Source organism: Streptomyces sp. NPDC050211 (assembly GCF_040656035.1).
GTDB lineage: Bacteria > Actinomycetota > Actinomycetes > Streptomycetales > Streptomycetaceae > Streptomyces.
In genome coordinates, this window is record NZ_JBFALC010000038.1 from 67,593 (window position 1) to 88,908 (window position 21,316).

The 21,316-nt window shown below is 70.8% G+C and carries 16 protein-coding genes; 14 read left to right on the top strand and 2 right to left on the bottom strand.

Going from position 1 to position 21,316, the window contains the following annotated elements; all coding sequences use genetic code 11:
* Positions 1 to 23: 23 nt before the first annotated feature.
* Genes AB0I98_RS31105 through AB0I98_RS31115 form a run of 3 tightly spaced genes read left to right on the top strand, consistent with a single transcriptional unit; the run spans position 24 to position 3,507 of the window.
* On the top strand, positions 24 to 1,379 hold the full coding sequence (locus tag AB0I98_RS31105; protein ID WP_362947815.1) for an MFS transporter: 1,356 nt from the start codon (positions 24 to 26) through the stop codon (positions 1,377 to 1,379).
* Positions 1,376 to 2,743, top strand: coding sequence for an alpha/beta fold hydrolase (locus AB0I98_RS31110; RefSeq protein ID WP_362947817.1), 1,368 nt, complete (start codon positions 1,376 to 1,378; stop codon positions 2,741 to 2,743). Before AB0I98_RS31105 ends, AB0I98_RS31110 begins: the two co-directional genes overlap by 4 nt.
* Entirely contained in the window at positions 2,740 to 3,507 is a 768-nt protein-coding gene (locus AB0I98_RS31115) for an IclR family transcriptional regulator (RefSeq protein ID WP_362947819.1), read from the top strand. Before AB0I98_RS31110 ends, AB0I98_RS31115 begins: the two co-directional genes overlap by 4 nt.
* Before the next feature lie 79 nt (positions 3,508 to 3,586).
* Here the strand turns inward: AB0I98_RS31115 and AB0I98_RS31120 are convergent, their stop codons facing one another.
* Positions 3,587 to 5,239, bottom strand: a complete 1,653-nt coding sequence (locus AB0I98_RS31120) for a sulfatase-like hydrolase/transferase (RefSeq protein ID WP_362947821.1) — start codon at positions 5,237 to 5,239, stop codon at positions 3,587 to 3,589.
* 372 nt (positions 5,240 to 5,611) lie between these two features.
* Between AB0I98_RS31120 and AB0I98_RS31125 the strand changes: the two genes are divergently transcribed.
* The 4 genes from AB0I98_RS31125 to AB0I98_RS31140 all read left to right on the top strand — a co-directional run bounded on the left by AB0I98_RS31125 (position 5,612) and on the right by AB0I98_RS31140 (position 11,321).
* Entirely contained in the window at positions 5,612 to 6,802 is a 1,191-nt protein-coding gene (locus AB0I98_RS31125) for a histidine kinase (protein WP_362947822.1), read from the top strand.
* Positions 6,799 to 7,467 (top strand): response regulator transcription factor, encoded by a 669-nt coding sequence (locus AB0I98_RS31130; RefSeq protein ID WP_362947824.1) that lies wholly within the window; start codon positions 6,799 to 6,801, stop codon positions 7,465 to 7,467. Before AB0I98_RS31125 ends, AB0I98_RS31130 begins: the two co-directional genes overlap by 4 nt.
* Positions 7,468 to 7,596: 129 nt before the next feature.
* The gene (locus tag AB0I98_RS31135; protein ID WP_362947825.1) at positions 7,597 to 9,705 is read left to right on the top strand and encodes an efflux RND transporter permease subunit; all 2,109 of its coding nucleotides are present in this window, start codon (positions 7,597 to 7,599) and stop codon (positions 9,703 to 9,705) included.
* Between the two features lie 221 nt (positions 9,706 to 9,926).
* Complete coding sequence (locus AB0I98_RS31140; protein WP_362947827.1) at positions 9,927 to 11,321, top strand: glycoside hydrolase family 16 protein; 1,395 nt, start codon at positions 9,927 to 9,929, stop codon at positions 11,319 to 11,321.
* 48 nt (positions 11,322 to 11,369) lie between these two features.
* Here AB0I98_RS31140 and AB0I98_RS31145 read toward each other — a convergent pair whose 3' ends face one another.
* A complete protein-coding gene (locus AB0I98_RS31145) occupies positions 11,370 to 12,278 on the bottom strand; it encodes an AraC family transcriptional regulator (RefSeq protein WP_362947829.1) in 909 nt (302 codons plus the stop codon).
* A gap of 145 nt (positions 12,279 to 12,423) precedes the next feature.
* Between AB0I98_RS31145 and tkt the strand changes: the two genes are divergently transcribed.
* The 7 genes from tkt to AB0I98_RS31180 are packed head-to-tail and all read left to right on the top strand — an operon-like array spanning position 12,424 to position 21,304.
* Positions 12,424 to 14,499, top strand: a complete 2,076-nt coding sequence (gene tkt, locus AB0I98_RS31150) for a transketolase (RefSeq protein ID WP_362947830.1) — start codon at positions 12,424 to 12,426, stop codon at positions 14,497 to 14,499.
* 27 nt (positions 14,500 to 14,526) lie between these two features.
* On the top strand, positions 14,527 to 15,666 hold the full coding sequence (tal, locus tag AB0I98_RS31155) for a transaldolase (RefSeq protein ID WP_362947831.1): 1,140 nt from the start codon (positions 14,527 to 14,529) through the stop codon (positions 15,664 to 15,666).
* Positions 15,663 to 17,207: a glucose-6-phosphate dehydrogenase gene (zwf, locus tag AB0I98_RS31160; RefSeq protein ID WP_362947832.1), complete on the top strand. Its 1,545-nt coding sequence runs from the start codon at positions 15,663 to 15,665 to the stop codon at positions 17,205 to 17,207. The genes tal and zwf overlap by 4 nt, the downstream gene beginning before the upstream one ends.
* On the top strand, positions 17,204 to 18,139 hold the full coding sequence (gene opcA, locus AB0I98_RS31165) for a glucose-6-phosphate dehydrogenase assembly protein OpcA (RefSeq protein WP_362947834.1): 936 nt from the start codon (positions 17,204 to 17,206) through the stop codon (positions 18,137 to 18,139). Before zwf ends, opcA begins: the two co-directional genes overlap by 4 nt.
* The gene (pgi, locus tag AB0I98_RS31170; protein ID WP_362947835.1) at positions 18,132 to 19,820 is read left to right on the top strand and encodes a glucose-6-phosphate isomerase; all 1,689 of its coding nucleotides are present in this window, start codon (positions 18,132 to 18,134) and stop codon (positions 19,818 to 19,820) included. The genes opcA and pgi overlap by 8 nt, the downstream gene beginning before the upstream one ends.
* An 11-nt stretch (positions 19,821 to 19,831) precedes the next feature.
* A complete protein-coding gene (gnd, locus tag AB0I98_RS31175; RefSeq protein ID WP_362947849.1) occupies positions 19,832 to 20,710 on the top strand; it encodes a phosphogluconate dehydrogenase (NAD(+)-dependent, decarboxylating) in 879 nt (292 codons plus the stop codon).
* A gap of 6 nt (positions 20,711 to 20,716) precedes the next feature.
* Positions 20,717 to 21,304, top strand: coding sequence for a histidine phosphatase family protein (locus AB0I98_RS31180; RefSeq protein WP_362947836.1), 588 nt, complete (start codon positions 20,717 to 20,719; stop codon positions 21,302 to 21,304).
* Positions 21,305 to 21,316 lie beyond the last annotated feature (12 nt).

A 21,316-nucleotide genomic window follows, 5' to 3' on the forward strand; every position in this document is an offset into this window, starting at 1 on the left:
GACCCGCCCCCAGGGAGCTCACCGTGCACCCATCCCCCTCCACCGCTCAACCACCCCCCGACACCCGGCAGTTGCGCCGCGTCGCACTGTCCGGACTCCTCGGCACCGCAGTCGAGTTCTACGACTTCCTCGTCTACGGCACCGTCGCCGCGCTGGTCTTCGGCGAGCTGTTCTTCCCCAAGGCCGACCCGGCGGTCGGCACCATCGCGGCCTTCGGCACCTTCGCCGCCGGCTATGTCGCCCGTCCGCTGGGCGGCATCGTCTTCGGCCACTTCGGCGACCGGATCGGCCGTAAGTCGATGATGCTGCTGACCATGGCCCTGATGGGCTGCGGCAGCTTCCTGATCGGCGTCCTGCCGACCTACGACACGATCGGCGTGTGGGCCCCCATCCTGCTGGTCACGCTGCGCGTGGTGCAGGGCATCGCCATCGGCGGTGAGTGGGGCGGCGCGACCCTCATGGTCGTCGAGCACGCCGAGCGCACCCAGAGCGGCCGGCGCGGCATGTGGTCCAGCTTCACCATGCTCGGCGCCCCGCTCGGCTCCGTACTCTCGGCCGGAATGGTCACCCTCGTCTCCGGCCTCCCCGACGACCAGTTCCGCGCCTGGGGCTGGCGAGTGCCGTTCCTGCTGAGCATCGTGCTGCTGGCCGTGGGCCTGTTCGTCCGCCTCAAGGTTGCGGAGAGCCCGCTGTTTGCGCAGGTCAAGCGGGAGCCGCAGGCGAAGCCCCCGGTGGTGGAGGTGCTGCGCCGGCCGAAGCCCGTGCTGATGGCCTGCGGTGTCGGCATCGGCGCGTTCACCGCGCAGTCACTGCTGACCGGCTTCATGATCTCGTACGCCGTCGACAACGGGTACAGCCGCTCACAGGTGCTCACCGCCGTGACCATCGCCTCCTGCGTCGCCCTGCTGGTGCTGCCCGCCGCGTCCGCCCTGTCGGACCGGGTCGGCCGCCGCCCGGTCGTCCTCGCCGGCGCCGTCGCCTCGGCCGCGCTCGCCTTCCCGGTACTCGCCCTGGTCGACTCCGGCTCCCCCGGCCTGCTGATCCTCGCCCTGGCCCTCGGCCACGGCGTCGCCCAGTCGACGATGTACGGCCCGCTCGGCGCCCTGCTCACCGAGATGTTCGGCACCCGGGTCCGCTACACGGGCGCCTCCCTCGGCTACCAGGCGGCAACGCTGGTCGGCGCGGGATTCTCGCCGCTGATCGCGAGCAGCCTGCTCGCCTCGTACGGCGGCGGCAGCACGCCCGTCTCGCTGCTGCTGTGCGGCGGCGCCGCCGTCACCGCGCTCACCGTCTGGCGCCTGCGCGAGACACGCGCGAACGCGCTGGAGAACCACGAGACCCACGCCATGACCCCCACACCGGAAGGGACCCCCCGTTGAGAACCCGTATCGCGCTGCTGGCCGTTGCCCTGTGCGCCGTGTCCGCGGCCCCCGCTCAGGCGGCAGCCACGGACACGCACCTAGAGGGCCAACTCCCCTCGGGCGCCGCCTACATGATGGACGTACCCGCCGACTGGAACGGCACCGTGCTGCTCTACAGCCACGGCTACCACGCTGCCGGTTGGCCCAACCCCGCCCAGAACGCGCCTGATTCGGCCACCCTGGACAAGCTCCTCGACCAGGGCTACGCCCTCATCGGCTCCTCGTACGCCACGAACGGCTGGGCGGTCACGGAAGCCGTGCCGGACCAGCTCGCCACTCTCGACCTGTTCACCGACAAGTTCGGCACGGCACGGCGGACCGTCGCCTGGGGCACCTCGTACGGCGGCCTCGTCACGACGACCCTCGCCGAGCGGCACGCGGACCGGTTCGACGGATCGCTCTCCATGTGCGGTCTGGTGCAGGGCGGCGTCGCCAACTGGAACAGCACGCTGGACCCGGTGTTCGCACTGAAGGCGCTGCTGGCGCCCGACTCGGGCATCCCGCTCACCGGATTCGCCGACCAGGCGCAGGCGCAGAGCGCCGCGCAGACACTCACGACGAAGGTCACCGCGGCCCAGCAGACCGCTGAGGGCCGCGCCCGGATCGCCCTCGCCGCCGCCCTGCACAACATCCCCGGGTACAACGACCCCACGCAGACCGAACCGGCGCCCACCGACTGGGACGCCCAGCAGGCCAACCAGTACACCGCCCTCCAAGGGCTCCTCCAGTTGCCCGCATTCTCCTGGCGGCAGGAGGCGGAGAGCCGTGCCGGGGGGAACATGTCCTGGAACACGGGCGTCGACTACACCGCGATGCTGCACCGCTCCCCGCTGTTCAAGGAGGTGACGGAGTTGTACCGAAAGGCGGGCCTGTCCCTGCGCACCGACCTCACGGCGCTCAACCGCGCGCCCCGGGTCTCGGCCGATCCCTCGGCGGTGCGGTGGATGCGGGACACCAGCGTCTTCAAGGGCCGGCTCACCGACCCGCAGCTCAACATCCACACGACCGGCGACGCGCTGATTCCGGTGCAGGCCGAGAGCGCCTACCGCCGGGCCGCCGCAGCCGGGGGTTCGGGCCCGCTGCTGCGCCAGGCCTATGTCGACGGGCCCGGCCACTGCACCTTCACCCCGGGCGAGATGATCGGCGCCCTGGACACCTTGGAGCACCGCTTGGACACCGGCCGCTGGGACACCTCGCCGAGCAGCCTCAATGACCGGGCCGAGGTGGCGGACCCGGCGAACGAGCCGCGGTATGTGACATACCACCCCGCCCCCTACCCCCGCCCCTACGACCTCGCGCACCCCGCAGCCACCCGCCCATGACCGCCCGCTCCGCCCCTGACCGGCTGCTGTCCGTGCTCTCGGCGTTCGACCACGAGCACTCCGCGCTGTCGCTGACGGACATCAGCCGCCGGGCCGGACTGAGCCTGACCACCGCGCACCGGCTCGTGGGCGCCCTCACCGAGTGGGGCGCCCTGGAGCGGGACGAGTCGGGGGTCTACCACGTCGGCCTGCGGCTGTGGGAGGTCGCCGCACTCGCCCCGCGCGGGCTGGCGCTGCGGCAGGTCGCCCTGCCGTATCTGGAGGACCTGTACGAAGCCACCCACGAGAACGTGCAGTTGGCGGTGCGGGACGGCGCCGAGGTGGTCTACATCGAGTGGCTCTCCGGGCGCTCCGCGGTCGGCGTGCACATCCGCGTCGGCGCGCGCTGGCCGTTGCACGCGACCGGGGTCGGGCTCGTGCTGCTGGCGCACAGTGATCCCGAGTCCCAGGAGGAGTACTGCTCCGGGCCGCTCGCCTCCTTCACGCCGTACACGGTCACCGATCCGGTGCGGCTGCGCCGGGTGCTGGCCGAGGTGCGGCGCACCGGGGTGGCGGTGAGCAGCCGTCAGGTCACGGAGGACGCGCTTTCGGTGGCCGCGCCGGTACGCGGCGCTGGCGGGGCGGTGGTCGCTGCCGTGTCGATCGTGGTGCCCCAGGTCGATGCGCAGGTGCCGGCGTTGATTCCGGCGGTGCGGCTTGCTGCGCGGGGGATCTCTCGGGCGCTTGGATGGCAACCGGTCGCTCCGCGGGATACGCCGCGTTAGGCCGTCGGTTGTCTGCGGGTTCGTTGTGGCTGGTCGCGCAGTTCCCCGCGCCCCTGGCGGGGCGCTGTCGAGCCCTGCATCAGTTGAGTGTCGTGCTCGCCGTGTACGTCACTTCTTCGTCCGCGTGCTCTGCCGTGCCCCGGCAGATGAGTGTCGTGGCTGTCGCGACCTGTGTGGGGGTGACCTTCCAGCGGGCCGTGAGGTGTTCGCCTGTGTCCAGGCGGGGCGTGGAGAGGGCGTCCAGGGCGTGTATGCGCCAGCCGCTCGGGGTGTGCAGGGTGAGGCGGGCGGAGGTCCAGGGGCGGGCGGAGCTGTTGGTGAAGGTGGCGGTGACCGTGAAGTCCAGGCCTTGACCTGCTACTTGGAGGCTGACACCGAAGGGCTTGCGGCGGTAGACCGGGGTCCATGACTCACGCATCAGCTTCACCAGCTCGTCCGCCTGCGCGGGCCGTGCGGCGGCGAGGTCGTGGAGTTCGCCGGGGTCCTTGGCGAGGTCGTACAGCTCTACGTCCCACTGGTCGTCGGGCGCCCGCCGGTTCTGTCCGGGTGCGAACCGCACGGCCTTGAGGTCGCCGCGGCGCAGCGCCTCCGCGAGACGGCGGCCCCGGCCGAGGTCGTAGGCGTCGGAACGCGGGGTGATGTTGGCGTGGTTGCGGTAGAAGTACAGGCTGTCGTGGCGGGCGGCGTCCTTGGAGCCGCGCAGCAGCGGGGCGAGGGAGAGGCCGTCGACGTCGGTCGGGGCGGGTGCGCCCGCGAGGTCGGCGAGGGTGGGCAACAGGTCGGTGAGCGGGGTGGGGCGGTCGGTGGTGCCGGACCGTACGTGCTGCGGGGACCAGGCGATGAGCGGGACGCGGATGCCGCCCTCGTAGAGGTTGCGCTTGATGCCGCGCAACGGGCCGTTGCCGTTGAAGAGTTCGGGGTCGGTGGCGCCCTCTTCGTGCGGGCCGTTGTCGCTGGTGACGAGGACGATGGTGCGGTCCGCGATGCCGAGTTCGGTGAGCCGGTCGGTGACGTTGCCGACCAGGGTGTCGAAGGAGGTGACCTGGGCGGCGTGCCGCTTGTTGGGGCCGGTCCAGGGCCGGTCGGCGTACTCGCCGGCGTCCGGGTCCTGGCTGGGGGCGTGCGGCACGGTGGGGGCGAGATAGAGCAGGAACGGCTCGCTCTGGTGGGCGTTGATGAAGCTGAGCGCGCGGTCCTGGATCAGGTGGGGGGCGTAGACCTTGCGGGCGCCGTCCTTGTTCTCGGGGATCTCCTCGCGGGTGCCGTTGTGCCACAGGTACTCGGGGAAGTAGTCGTGGGCGTGGCCGTGGCCGATGTAGCCGTAGAACTCCTCGAAACCGCGGGAGTTGGGGTGGCTCGGCTGGTCCGGGAGCTCGGGTCCGAAGCCCCACTTGCCGATGATGCCGGTGCGGTAGCCGAGCGCCCGCAGCGCCTCGGCGAAGGTGAAGTCCCGGTCGGTCAGGGCGCCTTGGCCGCCCGGTCCCCAGGGGTTCTCGCGCACGGTGGAGTGTCCGCTGTGCAGGCCGGTGAGGAGCGAGCAGCGTGAGGGCGCGCACACCGGGGCGGCGGCGTAGGCCTCGGTGAAGCGCAGGCCCTCGGCGGCGAGGGCGTCCAGGCGCGGAGTGTGGATCAGTTTCTGGCCGTAGGAGCCGAGTTCGCCGTAGCCGAGGTCGTCGGCGAGGATCACCACGAAGTTGAGCCGGTCCGACGCCGGGCCCTGCACGGCGGGCATGGCCGCGGCGGGCTTGTTGAGCTGCGCGGGCTGCGCCTCGTCACCGGCCTCGCACGCCGTGGCCGCCGCGAGCGCGACGGGCGCGGCGGCGGGCCCCAGTGAGGAATCGGCGGCGGCTCGGCATACGGGTCTCCTGGGTGACGGCGGGTGCGGGCAGCAGAACCGATGGTGATCGCAACCGTCGGTCCAAAACCATGCACACGCTGTGAACGCTCTGTTTCGACCATTGAGAGGCCAAGTTCGCGGCGGAGGTTCCCCCTCCACGGCATCAGAATGATCACAAACGGAAGAGACGATATCCCTCTCACCGGTGAGGCCCCGTCCGCTTCGCCGTCGCAATACTGGAAGGGCCCTTGCCCCGAGGAGCCGCCCATGTCCCCACCGCCTTGGATCACGCCTGCCGTCACCCGGCTGCGCACGGCGAATCCGTACGTCGTCGACGGCGCGCTGGCCGCGCTGGTGCTGTTCGCCGCCTCGCTGCAGTGGATCTTCCCCGGCGACAGCGACGAGAAGCTGACCTGGCAGGGCTGGCTGCTCGCGGCGGCCACCGCCGTGCCGCTGGTGTGGCGGCGCCGGGCGCCGTTCGCTACCGCGTGCCTGGTGTCGGCGGCCACGCCCGTCATGGCCGTGTATCACGCGCCGCCGCCGGAGATCATGTACGGCGGCATGGTCATCCTGTACACGCTGGCCGCCGTGGCTCCGCCCTGGCAGCGGCGCGTGATGCTGCTGGGATGGCTGATCGGGGTCACCGTCACCATGCAGCACAAGGCGAATCCCCTCCCCTTCGAGTACGCCTTCCAACTGCTGAGCGTCGTCTGCGCATACGGGTTCGGCATCCTCGCCCGCGTCCAGCGCGCCTACACCGCGGCGCTGGTGGACCGGGCCCGCCGCCTGGAGCGGGAGCGCGCCGCGGACACCGCTCGGGCGACGGCGCAGGAGCGTGCCCGGATCGCCCGGGACATGCACGACATCCTGGCCCACGCGGTGAGCCTGATGGTGGTGCAGGCCGAGGCGGGACCGGTGGTGGTGCGCAGCGATCCGGTGCGCGCGGAGGCCGCGTTCGACGCGATCGCGGCCACCGGCCGGGACGCGATGGGCCAGCTGCGCCGGATCCTCGGGGTCCTCAAGGAAGAGCGGCGCGACGGCGCCACGGACCGGCTGCCGCAGCCGGGGGTGGCCGCCCTGTCCGGCCTGGTCCGCCAGGTCACCGACTCCACCGGCCTGCACATCGCGCTGCGCACCACGGGCGAGCCCCGCCCGCTGCCGCCGGACACCGAGGTCGCCGCCTACCGTGTCGTGCAGGAGGCCCTCACCAACACGGTGAAGCATGCGTACGCTTCCTCCGCGACGGTCGCGCTCGACTGGCTGGAGGACGAATTGAGAGTGGTGGTGACGGACGACGGGCGGGGCCCGTCCGGTCCGGGCGGCGGGCACGGTCTGATCGGCATCCGTGAGCGCGCCGCCGCCTGCGGGGGCAGCGCACGCGCCGGGCGCGGCCCGGACGGCGGCTTCCAGGTCGTCGTACGCCTCCCGGCCGTGGACCGGCAGGCGGCGCTGGGGTGAGCATCCGTGTGGTCGTCGCCGACGACCAGGAGCTGGTCCGCAGCGGCTTCACCATGATCCTGGAGGCGCAGCCGGACATCGAGGTGGTCGCCGAGGCGGGCGACGGCGCGGAGGCGGTCGCCGCGGTGCGGCAGCACACCCCCGACGTCCTGCTGCTCGACATCCGCATGCCCGGCACGGACGGCCTGGAGGCGGCCCGGCAGGTGTGCGCGCAGTCCAGCTGCAAGGTCGTCATGCTCACCACGTTCGACCTCGACGAGTACGTCTACGAGGCGCTGTACGCGGGCGCCAGCGGCTTCCTACTCAAGGACGTCCGCCGGGACGACCTGGTGCACGCCGTCCGGGTCGTCGCGGGCGGCGACTCGCTGCTCGCCCCGACCGTGACCCGCCGGCTGGTCGCGGACATCGTGCGGCGCCGCCGCGAGGAGGCCACCGCCGAGGTCACGCCCGACCGGCTGGAGATCCTGACCGCGCGCGAGGTGGAGACCCTGCGGATGCTCGCCCGCGGACTGTCCAACGCCGAGATCGCCACGACCCTCTTCGTCAGCGAGCACACCGTCAAGACGCATGTCAGCAATGTGCTCAGCAAGCTCGGTCTGAGGGACCGGGTGCAGGCCGTGATCTGCGCGTACGAGACCGGCCTGGTGACCCCCGGCTCCCCCTAGCGAGGGAGACACGGGCCCGCCTCCCTCGTACGGCCCAGTCCCCGAAACCGCTCCCTCCGGCGATCCGGTGACACCCCCGCGCGCACGAGCCTGAAGGCGAAGTCAACCGACGACTCGCCGGGAGGGACCGTGCTCGCCACGCTCGCCCGGACGGCTACCCGCCGTCCGCTCACCGTCATCCTCTTGTGGGTGCTCTTCCTGCTGCTCGGCTTCGGGCTCGGAACGGGCGTCTTCAGCCGGCTCTCCGACAACGTGCCCGAAGTGCCCGGCACGGAGTCTGAGCGGGCCGCGCAGCACCTCGACGGCGTCGACCCGACCGGTGACTCGATCACCGGCGTCGTCGAGGGCGTCGCCGTCTCCGACCCCGCCCTGCGCACCCAGGTCGAGCGGGCCGTCGCGGACGTCCGGGACATCGCCGGGGTCGCGGCGGTACCGGACCCGTATGCGACCCGCGGCCTGATCGCCGAGGACGGACAGGCGCTGCTCGTCTCCGTCACCCTCCAGGGCGGTCTGGACGACGAGGACGAGGAGGCGGCGGTGGACGCGGCAGCCGCCCGCATCCATCAGATCGACGCGCCCGAAGTCCACGTCAGCGGCGGCTCGTTGCTGGGCACCCAGCTCGGTGAGCGCGCCCAGGAGGACGTACGGAACGCGGAGTTGATCTCCCTGCCGGTCGTGCTGGCGCTGCTGCTGGTCATCTTCGGCGGGCTGCGCGCGGCCGGACTGCCGCTGATGGTGGCGGTCAGCGGGATCGCGGGCGCGTTCCTGGCGCTGTTCGGCTTCAGCCAGGTCACCGACATCTCCGTGTACGCGATCCAGGTGACGACGATGCTGGGCCTCGGACTCGCCGTGGACTACGCCCTGTTGATGGTGGTCCGCTTCCGCGAGGAACGCCGGCACACCGCGGACGTCGTCGAGGCGGTGCACCGCACGGTCGAACAGGCCGGTCGGACCGTGCTGTTCTCGGGACTCACGGTGGCGGTCAGCCTGACCGGGCTGCTCGTGTTCCCGAGCATCTTCCTGCGCAGCATGGGCCTGGCCGTGGCGGCGGTGGTGGTCATCGACATGCTGGCCGCGCTGACGCTGCTGCCCGCGCTCCTGACCAAGTTCGGCGCGAAGATCGCCCCGGCGAAGGAGCGGCCCGAGGGCGAGGAGGGCCGCCTGTTCGCCCGCCTGGCCCGCTTCGCCGCCCGCCGCCGTATCGCCGTGGTCGCGGTCGTCGTCCCGGTGCTCCTCGTCCTGGCGCTGCCCGTGTCCGGCATGCGCATCAACATCGGCGGCGCCGACCAACTGCCGTCGAGCACCGAGGCACGGCAGTTGTACGACACCGTCGACGCGCACTTCCCACCGGGCACCGGCGTCTCGCCGATCACGGTGGTTCTCAAGCCCGGCACCGACCCCGCCACCGCGGACGAGATCCGTGCGCTGTCCCCGGCCGCGGAAACCCGCGAACTGCCGGGCGGCACCACGGTCATGGAACTCCAGCCGCCTGGCAGCGTCGACGGCGACGCGGCGACCGACCTCGTCAAACAGGTACGGGACCTGCGCGGCGACGAGCCGGTCGAGGTCACCGGCGTGGCGGCCCGGCTGGTCGACTTCCGCGACATGCTCTCCGACCGCGCGCCCTGGGCGGCCGTGACCGTCCTGGCCGGCATCTTCGCCCTGCTGTTCGCGTTCACCGGCTCGGTGCTGATCCCGCTGCGCACCATCCTGACCACGCTGCTCAGCCTGGGCGCCGCACTGGGTGTGGTGATCTGGGTGTTCCAGGACGGCCATCTGGCAGGCTTGTTGGGCTCCCAGGAACTGGGCGCGCTCAGTCTCACCGCGCCACCGCTGATCGTCGCGATCGCGTTCGGACTCGCCATGGACTACGAGCTGTTCATCCTGGCCCGGATGCGGGAGGCCCGGCAGCAGACCGGCGACGACCAGGAAGCCGTGGTGACCGGACTACGCCGCTCCGGCCGCGTGGTCACCTGCGCCGCCCTGCTCCTCGCCGTCGTCTTCGGCGCGTTCATGACCGGCGGCTTCTCGCCCATCCTGCAGATCGGCCTCGGTCTGACCCTTGCGGTCCTCATCGACGCCACGGTCGTACGGATGCTGCTCGTCCCGGCGACGATGGCGCTGCTGGGCCGGTACGCCTGGTGGGCACCGAAGCCGCTGCGGCGGGCCCACGACCGGTTCGGACTGAGCGAGGAGGCGGCACCGAAGCAGCCGACGTACGCGGGCGAGCGGGTTTGACGGCGGCTGACGCGGGCCGGCGCGGGTCGACGCCCGCGCCGGTCGGCGCGCTTTGGGCCGGTACGCGTCCTTTCATGGTGTGAACTCCACCGAGCCGCAGGGGCGTTCACGGTTTTACCTCTTGACGACCGGAGTGACCGGGAGCACATTGGCGGCACTCTGAGAGCGCTCTCAGAGAGCATCCCGCGCATATCGACTCCGTACCCGAGAGGCACCTCCCCATGAGTGAAACCTCCGGCACACCCCACAGACGGCGCCGCCTGCGCCGCACGCTCGTCGCCGTCCTGAGCACCCTCGGTCTCGCGGCGGTCGCCGCCACCGCCGCCACCCCGTCCGCAATCGCCGACGCTCCCCCGCCGCCGTCGGGCTGGACGCAGGTCTTCGTGGACGACTTCAACGGCGCCGCGGGCACCGGCGTCAACACCCAGAACTGGCAGTACGCGACCGGCCACGGATACCCCGGCGGCCCCGCCAACTGGGGCACCGGCGAGATCGAGAACATGACGTCCAGCACGAACAACGTGGCCCTGGACGGCAGCGGCAACCTGCGCATCACCCCGCGCCGCGACGCCTCCGGCAACTGGACCTCCGGCCGCATCGAGACCAACCGCGGCGACTTCCAGCCGCCGGCGGGCGGCAAGCTGCGGGTGCAGTCCCGGATCCAGATGCCGAACGTCACCGGCGCCGCGGCCCGCGGCTACTGGCCCGCGTTCTGGATGCTGGGCACGCCCTACCGCGGCAACCTGTGGAACTGGCCGAGCGTCGGCGAGCTGGACATCCTGGAGAACGTCCAGGGCCTCAACACCGTGTGGTCGACGATGCACTGCGGTACGAGCCCCGGCGGGCCGTGCAACGAGACGACGGGCATCGGCGGTTCGCGCGCCTGTCCCGGCGCCACCTGCCAGGCGGGCTTCCACACCTTCGCGATGGAGTGGGACCGCTCGACCAGCCCGGAGCAGATCCGGTTCTACGTCGACGACATCAACTACCACACCGTGCGCGCCGATCAGGTCGACGCGACGACCTGGACCAACGCCACCAACCACGGCTTCTTCATCATCCTGAACGTGGCGATGGGCGGCGGCTTCGTGGACGCGTTCGGCGGCGGCCCGGACGCCGCGACCGTGCCGGGGCACTCGATGGTCGTCGACTACGTCCAGGTGTTGTCCAGCGGGAGCGGTACCACACCTCCGCCGACCGGCAACCGTGACGCCTACAGTGCCATCCAGGCCGAGTCGTTCGACGGACAGTCCGGCACGATGACCGAGTCGACGCTGGACTCGGGCGGCGGGCAGAACATCGGGGCGGTGGGCAACGGCGACTGGGCACTGTTCCGGGGCGTCAACTTCGGCTCCACGGCGGCGACTCAGTTCAACGCCAGGGTGGCGAGCGGTGCCGGGTCCGGCGTGAGCGGTCTGGTCGAGGTGCGCCTGGACAGTCGTACCAACGCACCCATCGGAAGCTTCGCCATCGGCGACACCGGCGGCTGGCAGTCCTGGCGGACCGTTCCGGCGAACATCAGCTCCGTCACCGGAACACACGACGTGTATCTCACCTTCACCAGCGGCCAGCCGGCGGACTTCGTGAATGTGAACTGGTTCAACTTCGGGAGGTGAGAGCTGTATTGACATGCCCCGCGAGGCCTGAACCGCCCTCGCGGGGCATCACCGAAGCTCCGCCCGGAACGCCGCCGGTGTCAGGTCCGTGTGCTGGTGGAAGAACTTGGAGAAGTTGGCGGCGTCGGGGAAGCCGACGGCGGCGCCGATGCGGCCGATGGGCATGTCCGTGTGGGCCAGGAGGCGCTTGGCCTCGAGGATGACGCGTTTGTCGATGAAGCCCTTGGGGGTCTCGCCGGTGGCGGCGCGGACGGCGCGGACGAGCGTGCGGCGGGAGTAGCCGAGGGCGTCGGCGTAGGCGCTGACGCTGTGGTTGGCGGCGAAGCCCTTCTCGACCGCGTCCCGGAAGAGGGTGAAGGTGGTGTCGGCCTGCCGGCGTGCCGCCTCCGCGGAGCTGGCCGCGAGGTGAGCCAGGCGCAGCAGGAACGCCGTGAGGGAGTGGCGTAGAACCGCGGTGTGCAGGCTCAGGGGGAGCGTGCTCGTGTCCTCGTACTCGCGCCGCAGCTGGTCCAGGGCCGCCTGCAGACCGGTGCGTTGCGCCTCGTCGGGGCGGAGCAGGGGCGGCAGGTCGTAGCGGTAGAGGCCGGTCGCCTCCACGGTGGCGCGCGGCAGGAAACCCGGCTGCATGGTCAGGACGGTGCCGCGGTACTCGCTCGTGCGGGAGAAACGGTGTACCTGGCCGGGGCGGATCCAGAGGATGTCGCCGGCCGTCGCCTCGTACTCGGCGAAGTCGATCATGTGGTGTACGGGGCCCTCGCTGATGAGCATCACCACGTGGAAGTCGATGCGGTGCACGCGGTGCAGCGGGGCGTCGGCGGCGTGCCAGGTGCGGTCGGTGCCCATCGGGCCGACCTGCATACCGACACCGCACACGCTCAGCTCGACCGGGAAAGGGAACGTTCGGATGCCGTCTCCGCTCCCGTCACCGCCTGCGGCTTGGATGGTTGTGTCCGCCATGTCCTTCTCGTGCCGCCCCTGTCGCGCCGTCCGTGTCCCAGTTTCACCACAGGCTGGCACACGATGACCTTCCCTCCAAAAAGTCAGACTTTTAGTTTTGAAGGCGTTCCGCTGGTCAGACACTTCCCGTGAGGACTTCTTGAAGATGAGCGCGCAGACATCAGACCGTCTCGAGTGGACCGAGCTCGACCGGCGTGCCGTCGACACCGCCCGCATCCTGGCGGCCGATGCCGTACAGCGAGTGGGGAACGGACACCCCGGCACCGCGATGAGCCTGGCTCCGGCCGCGTACACGATCTTTCAGAAGGTGATGCGTCACGATCCCGCCGATCCGGAGTGGACCGGGCGGGATCGTTTCCTTCTCTCCCCCGGCCACACCTCGCTCACCCTCTACACCCAGCTCTTCCTCGCCGGGTACGAGCTGGAGCTGGACGACCTGAAGGCGTTCCGGACCCATGGGTCGAAGACGCCGGGCCATCCCGAGTACGGGCACACGGCGGGTGTCGAGACCACGACCGGTCCGCTCGGTCAGGGCGTCGCGAACGCCGTCGGCATGGCGATGGCCGCCCGGTACGAGCGCGGGCTGTTCGACCCCGAGGAGGCCGAGGGCGAGTCCCCCTTCGACCACACCATCTGGGCGATCGTCTCCGACGGCGACCTGGAGGAGGGGATCTCCGCGGAGGCCTCCTCCCTCGCGGGGCACCAGAAGCTCGGCAACCTGGTCTTCCTGTACGACGACAACCACATCTCCATCGAGGGCGACACCGCGACGGCCTTCTCCGAGGACGTCCTGAAGCGGTACGAGGCCTACGGCTGGCACACCCAGCGCATCGAGCCCGCCGCCGACGGCGACATCGATGTCCACGCCCTCCATACGGCGCTGAAGGCCGCGCAGGCCGAGACCGGGCGCCCCTCGATCATCGCGCTGCGCACGATCATCGCCTGGCCCGCCCCGAACGCGCAGAACACCGAGGCTTCGCACGGCTCGGCGCTCGGCGCGGACGAGGTGGCCGCCACCAAGCGCGTCCTCGGCTTCGACCCGGAGCAGACCTTCCAGGTCGCGGGCGACGTCCTCGCCCACACCCGTACCGCCCTCGACCTGGGCGCCGAGGCGCACGCCGCCTGGGACAAGCGGATCGCCGAGTGGCGCGCGGCCTCCCCCGAGCGCGCCCGCCTCTTCGACCGGGTCGTGGCCGGTCAGCTGCCCGAGGGCTGGGAGTCCGCGCTTCCCGTCTTCGAGGAGGGCAAGTCCCTCGCCACCCGCGCCGCCTCCGGCAAGGTCCTCCAGGCGCTTGGCCCGGTGCTGCCCGAGCTGTGGGGCGGCTCCGCCGACCTGGCCGGCTCGAACAACACCACCATCGACAAGACGTCGTCCTTCCTGCCGAAGGGCAACCCGCTGCCGGAGGCCGACCCGTACGGCCGTACGGTCCACTTCGGCATCCGCGAGCACTCCATGGCGGCGGCGATGAACGGCATCGCCCTGCACGGCAACACCCGCATCTACGGCGGCACCTTCCTGGTGTTCTCCGACTACATGCGCAACGCCGTGCGCCTGTCCGCGCTGATGCAGCTGCCGGTGACCTACGTGTGGACGCATGACTCCATCGGGCTCGGCGAGGACGGCCCGACACACCAGCCGGTCGAGCATCTGGCCTCGCTGCGTGCGATTCCGGGCCTGAACATCGTCCGGCCCGCCGACGCCAACGAGACCGCCGTCGCCTGGGCCGAGATCCTCCAGCGGCACGCGACCAACCCGGCTCCGCACGGCCTCGCCCTCACCCGGCAGGGCGTGCCGACGTACGCGCGCAACGAGGACGCGGCCAAGGGCGGTTACGTCCTGCGCGAGTCCTCCACCGCGGCGCCCGAGGTGATCCTGATCGCCACCGGCTCGGAGGTCCAGCTCGCGGTCGCCGCGCGCGAGGAGCTGGAGGGCGAGGGTGTGGGCACCCGGGTGGTGTCGATGCCGTCCGTGGAGTGGTTCGAGGAGCAGCCGCGTGAGTACCGCGAGAGCGTCCTTCCGCCGTCCGTGAGGGCGCGTGTCGCCGTCGAGGCCGGGGTGGGTCTGACGTGGTACCGCTTCGTGGGGGACGCGGGACGCATCGTCTCGCTGGAGCACTTCGGCGCCTCCGCCGACGCCAAGGCCCTGTTCGCCGAGTACGGATTCACCGCCGAGAACGTCGCCGCCGCGGCCCGGGCCTCCCTCGCCGCCGCGCGTGCCTGATCCGATCGCCAGAAAGAGGATGACACTGTGACCATCGAAGCGACCGCCACCGCGGAAGCCCTCCAGCGCCTGTCCGACGAGGGCGTCTCCATCTGGCTGGACGACCTGTCCCGCAAGCGGATCACCTCCGGCAACCTCGCCGAACTCATCGCCGGCAAGCACGTCGTCGGCGTCACCACCAACCCGTCGATCTTCCAGGGCGCGATCGGCTCGGGTGAGGGCTACGAGGAGCAGCTCGCCGACCTCGCCGCGCGCGAAGTGACTGTCGACGAGGCCGTACGGATGATGACCACCGCCGACGTCCGTGCCGCCGCCGACATCCTGCGGCCGGTGTACGACGCGACCGGCGGACGGGACGGCCGGGTCTCCATCGAGGTCGACCCGCGCCTCGCCCACCAGACCAAGGCGACCGTCGCCGAGGCCAAGCAGCTCGCCTGGCTGGTCGACCGGCCCAACGTGATGATCAAGATTCCGGCGACGAAGGCCGGTCTCCCGGCGATCACCGAGGTCATCGGCCTCGGTATCAGCGTCAATGTCACGCTGATCTTCTCCCTGGAGCGGTACCGCGAGGTCATGGACGCCTATCTCGCGGGTCTGGAGAAGGCCTCCGCGAAGGGCCTCGACCTCGCCGCCATCCACTCCGTGGCCTCGTTCTTCGTCTCCCGCGTCGACAGCGAGATCGACAAGCGGCTGACGGTGCTGGGCACGGATGAGGCCCTCGGCCTGAAGGGCAAGGCAGCGCTCGCCAACGCACGGCTCGCCTACGAGGCATACGAGGAGGTCTTCGGCGGCACCCGCTGGACCGCCCTCGCCGGCGCCCGCGCCAACAAGCAGCGCCCGCTGTGGGCCTCGACCGGCGTGAAGGACCCGGCGTACAAGGACACGCTGTACGTCGACGAGCTGGTCGCGCCCGGCACCGTCAACACGATGCCGGAGGCCACGCTGAACGCCACCGCCGACCACGGCGTGATCACCGGCGACACGGTGAGCGGCGGCTACGCCCAGGCACGCGCCGACCTGGCCGCCGTGGAGACGCTCGGGATCTCCTACGACGAGGTCGTGCGGCAGCTGGAGGACGAGGGCGTCGCCAAGTTCGCGGTGGCCTGGCAGGACCTGCTGGACGCCGTGGCGAAGTCGCTGAGCAGCAAGGAGGTCGACGGGGAATGAGCGAGGAACTGACCGAGGTCGACTGGGCCAACCCGCTGCACGACGCCCGTGATCGCCGGCTCCCGCGGATCGCGGGCCCGTCCGGGCTCGTCATCTTCGGCGTCACCGGCGATCTGTCCCGCAAGAAGCTGATGCCGGCGGTGTACGACCTCGCCAACCGCGGCATGCTCCCGCCGGGCTTCTCCCTCGTCGGCTTCGCCCGGCGGGACTGGGAGGACCAGGACTTCGCGCAGGTCGTGCACGACTCGGTGCGCGAGCATGCGCGTACGGAGTTCCGTGAGGAGGTCTGGCATCAGCTCGCCGAGGGCATGCGGTTCATCCCCGGCGACTTCGACGACGACCAGGCGTTCAAGCAACTCCGGTCCGCCGTCGACGAGTTGGACGCCTCGCGGGGCACCAGCGGCAACTACGCCTTCTATCTCTCCGTACCGCCGAAGTTCTTCCCGAAGGTCGTCCAGCAGCTGAAGAAGCACGGGCTGGCGGACGCGCCCGAGGGCTCCTGGCGGCGCGCGGTGATCGAGAAGCCGTTCGGCCACGACCTCGCCAGCGCCCGTGAGCTGAACGCGATCGTGCACGACGTGTTCGAGCCGGACCAGGTCTTCCGTATCGACCACTACCTCGGCAAGGAGACCGTCCAGAACATCCTGGCGCTCCGCTTCGCCAACCAGATGTACGAGCCGATCTGGAACCGGTCGTATGTCGACCACATCCAGATCACGATGGCCGAGGACATCGGCATCGGGGGCCGGGCCGGGTACTACGACGGCATCGGCGCCGCCCGTGACGTCATCCAGAACCACCTTCTCCAGCTGATGGCGCTCACCGCGATGGAGGAACCCATCGCGTTCGACGCGGAGTCCCTGCTGACCGAGAAGCTGAAGGTCCTGAAGTCCGTGCGGCTGCCGGAGAACCTGGGCGAGCACACGGTCCGCGCTCAGTACGCGGAGGGCTGGCAGGGCGGCGCGAAGGTGCCCGGATACCTCCAGGAGGACGGCATCGACTCCAGGTCGGCGACCGACACCTACGCGGCGATCAAGCTGGAGGTCGACAACCGGCGCTGGGCGGGCATCCCCTTCTACCTGCGCACCGGCAAGCGGCTGGGCCGCCGCGTCACCGAGATCGCGGTCGTCTTCAAACGGGCACCCCACTCCCCCTTCGACTCGACGGCGACCGAGGAACTCGGCCAGAACGCGATCGTCATCCGTGTCCAGCCCGACGAGGGCATGACGGTCCGGTTCGGATCGAAGGTGCCGGGCACCTCGATGGAGATCCGGGACGTGTCGATGGACTTCGCGTACGGCGAGTCGTTCACGGAGTCCAGCCCGGAGGCGTACGAGCGGCTCATCCTCGACGTCCTTCTGGGCGACGCCAACCTGTTCCCCCGTCACCAGGAAGTGGAAGAGTCCTGGAAGATCCTCGATCCGATCGAGAAGTACTGGGCGAACCACGGCAGGCCCGCGCAGTACGCCTCGGGCAGCTGGGGACCCGAGGAAGCCGACGAGATGCTCGCACGAGACGGACGGAGCTGGCGCAGGCCATGAAGATCGACCTGACCGACACCACGGCAAGCAAGATCAACAAGGCGCTGGTGCAGGGGCGCCGCGCCATCGGCACACCGGCGGTGGGCATGGTCCTGACGATGGTCATCGTCACGGACGAGGAGAACGCCTACGACGCGATCAAGGCGGCCGAGGAGGCTTCGCACGAGCACCCCGCGCGCACCCTGGTCGTCATCAAGCGGCACGCCCGCACGCCGCGCGACCGCACCGCCTCCCACCTCGACGCCGAGGTCCGGGTGGGCGCCGACGCGGGCACCGGCGAGACGGTGATCCTGCGGACGTACGGCGAGGTGTCCGACCACGCCGACTCCGTCGTCCTGCCACTGCTGCTGCCGGACGCGCCGGTCGTGGTGTGGTGGCCGGCGGAGGCGCCTGAGAACCCGGCGAAGGACCCGCTGGGCGCGCTGGCCCAGCGCCGGATCACCGACCTGTACGCCGTGGACGACCCGCTGCGGGTCCTGGAGACCCGGGTCCGCTCCTACGCGCCCGGCGACACCGACCTCGCCTGGACCCGGCTGACCCCGTGGCGCTCGATGCTGGCCGCGGCCCTCGACCAAGCCCGGGTGGAGGTGACCTCGGCGGCCGTCGAGGCCGAGGAGGAGAACCCGGCGGCCGAACTGCTGGCCCGCTGGCTGGAGGCCCGCCTCGGCGTCACCGTCGACCGGGTCGTCACCGCCGGTCCGCTCGTCACGGCGGTCCGCCTCGGCACCGCGAACGGCGAGATCGTCATCGACCGCCCCGAGGGCCCGCTGGCCACACTCTCCCTGCCCGGCCAGCCCTCACGCACCCTCGCCCTGAAGGTCCGCACCACCTCCGAACTCATCGCCGAGGAGCTGCGGCGCCTCGACGCGGACGAGATGTACGCCATCGCCCTGAGGGGCGAGGCCACCAAGGAGACCGTCTCCCATGTCTGACTTCCCCAAGCCGACCAGGCGGCCCGAGTGGACGGCCCTGGAGGACCACCGCGCCGACGCGCTGCAACGCCCCCGGCTGCGTGAGCTGTTCGCGGACGAGCCCGGGCGCGCGGAGCGGTATGTCGTACGCGTCGGCGATCTGCGCATCGACTACTCCAAGCACCTGATCACCAACGAGACGCTGGCGCTGCTCCAGGAACTCGCCGCCGCCACCGAGGTGTTCGGGCTGCGCGACGCCATGTTCCGCGGCGACCGCATCAACATCACCGAGGACCGCGCCGTGCTGCACACCGCGCTGCGCGCCCCGCGGGACGCGGTGATCGAGGTCGACGGCGAGAACGTCGTCCCAGGCGTGCACGCCGTCCTCGACAAGATGGCCGACTTCGCCGAGCGGGTCCGTTCCGGCGCCTGGACCGGCCACACCGGCCGCCGCATCCGCAATGTCGTCAACATCGGCATCGGCGGCTCCGACCTGGGCCCGGCGATGGCGTACGAGGCGCTGCGCCCGTACACCGCACGGGAGTTGACGTTCCGCTTCGTGTCGAACGTCGACGGCGCCGACCTGCACGAGGCCGTCCGCGACCTGGACCCGGCGGAGACGCTGTTCATCGTCGCCTCGAAGACGTTCACCACGATCGAGACGATCACCAACGCCACGTCGGCACGGTCCTGGCTGCTCGCCGGGCTGGGCGATGGGGGCACCTCCCGCTCGAGCGAATTCGAGAGTGGGGGAGACAAGGCGGTGGCCCGGCACTTCGTCGCGCTGTCGACGAACGCCGGGAAGGTCACCGAGTTCGGTATCGACCCGGACAACATGTTCGAGTTCTGGGACTGGGTCGGCGGCCGCTACTCGTTCGACTCGGCGATCGGGCTCTCCCTGATGATCGCCATCGGCCCGGACCGGTTCCGGGAGATGCTCGACGGCTTCCACACCGTCGACGAGCACTTCAAGAACGCGCCCGCCGAGGCCAACGCCCCGCTGCTCCTGGGCCTGCTGGGCGTCTGGTACGGCAACTTCTTCGAGGCCGAGTCGCACGCGGTGCTGCCGTACAGCCACTACCTCTCCAAGTTCACCGCCTACTTGCAGCAGCTCGACATGGAGTCCAACGGCAAGTCGGTCGACCGCGATGGACACACGGTGGGCTGGACCACCGGCCCAGTGGTGTGGGGCACACCCGGCACCAACGGGCAGCACGCCTACTACCAGCTGATCCACCAGGGCACCCGGCTGATCCCCGCCGACCTGATCGGCTTCGCTCGGCCCGTCGGCGAGCTGAGCGATGAACTCAAGGCGCAGCACGACCTGTTGATGGCCAACCTGTTCGCACAGGGGCAGGCGCTCTCCTTCGGCAAGACCGCCGACGAGGTGCGCGCGGAGGGCGTGCCCGAGGCGCAGATCCCGCACCGCACCTTCCTCGGCAACCACCCGACCACCACGATCCTCGCCCCCGAGCTGACCCCGTCGGTCCTCGGCCAGCTGGTCGCGCTGTACGAGCACAAGGTGTTCGTCCAGGGCGCGATCTGGCACATCGACTCCTTCGACCAGTGGGGCGTCGAACTCGGCAAGGTCCTCGCCAAGCGGGTAGAGCCCGCACTGACCGAGGGCACAGAGGTGCCCGGTCTCGACCCCTCCACCGCCGCCCTCGTGGCCGCCTACCGCGAACTCAAGGAAGAGAACTGACCATGGCACCGATGCAACTGGGGCTCATCGGCCTCGGCAAGATGGGCGGCAACATGCGCGAGCGGATCCGCCGCGCCGGCCACACCGTCGTCGGCTACGACCGCAACCCCGAGGTCTCCGACGTCAGCAGCCTGACCGAACTGGTCGAGCGGCTCGAAGCGCCGCGCACCATCTGGGTGATGGTTCCGGCCGGCGCCGCGACCCAGTCCGTCGTCGACGAACTCGGCGACCTCCTCCAGCCCGGCGACATCGTCGTGGACGGCGGCAACTCCCGCTGGACCGACGACGAGCAGCACGCCGAGGAGCTCGGCGCCAAGGGCATCGGCTTCGTCGACGCCGGTGTCTCCGGCGGCGTGTGGGGCCTGGAGAACGGCTACGCCCTGATGGTCGGCGGCGACAAGGAGCACGTGGAGCGGCTCCAGCCCATCTTCGAGGCACTCAAGCCGGAAGGCCCGTACGGCTATGTCCACGCCGGCAAGGTGGGCGCGGGCCACTTCTCGAAGATGGTCCACAACGGCATCGAGTACGCCATGATGCAGGCCTACGCCGAGGGCTGGGAGCTGCTGGAGGCCGTCGACTCCGTGACCGACGTGCGCGAGGTCTTCCGCTCCTGGCAGGAGGGCACGGTCATCCGCTCCTGGCTGCTCGACCTCGCCGTCAACGCCCTCGACCAGGACGAGCACCTGGAGAAGCTGCGCGGCTACGCGGAGGACTCCGGCGAGGGCCGCTGGACCGTGGAGGCCGCCATCGACAACTCGGTCCCGCTGCCCGCCATCACGGCGTCCCTGTTCGCGCGGTTCGCCTCGCGCCAGGACGACTCGCCGCAGATGAAGATGGTCGCGGCGCTGCGCAACCAGTTCGGCGGCCACGCCGTCGAGCCGAAGGAGTAGCCGGCCGTGGGGGATCTCCTGCTGGTCCGCCACGGTGAGACGGAGTGGAGCGTGTCGGGCCGGCACACCAGCTGGACCGACCTGCCCCTCACCGGGCAAGGCGAGGAACAGGCCAAGTCCCTCGCCCCGCTCCTCTCCCACCGGACCTTCTCCCTGACGCTGTCCAGCCCGCTGCACCGCGCGCTCCACACCGCCGAACTGGCGGGCCTGTCCGGCGCCGTGCCCGACGAGGATCTGCGCGAGTGGGACTACGGCGCGTACGAGGGCGTCACCACCCTCGACATCCACCGCACGCGCCCCGACTGGAACCTGTGGACCGACGGCGTGCCACCGGGCCCGGCCGGGCATCCCGGCGAGTCACCGACCGACATCGGCGCTCGCGCGGACCGCGTGCTGTCCCGCGTGGAGTCGGCGCTGCCCGACGGTGACATCGTCCTCGTCGCCCACGGCCACTTCCTGCGTGTGCTGACGGCACGACGGCTGGGGCTGTCTCCGGCGGAGGGACGGCTGTTCCAGCTCGCGACGGGGACGGTGAGCCGACTGTCCCTGGAACACGGGCGACCTGTGATCGCGGAGTGGAACACCCGGCCGTAAGTACGTTGTTGA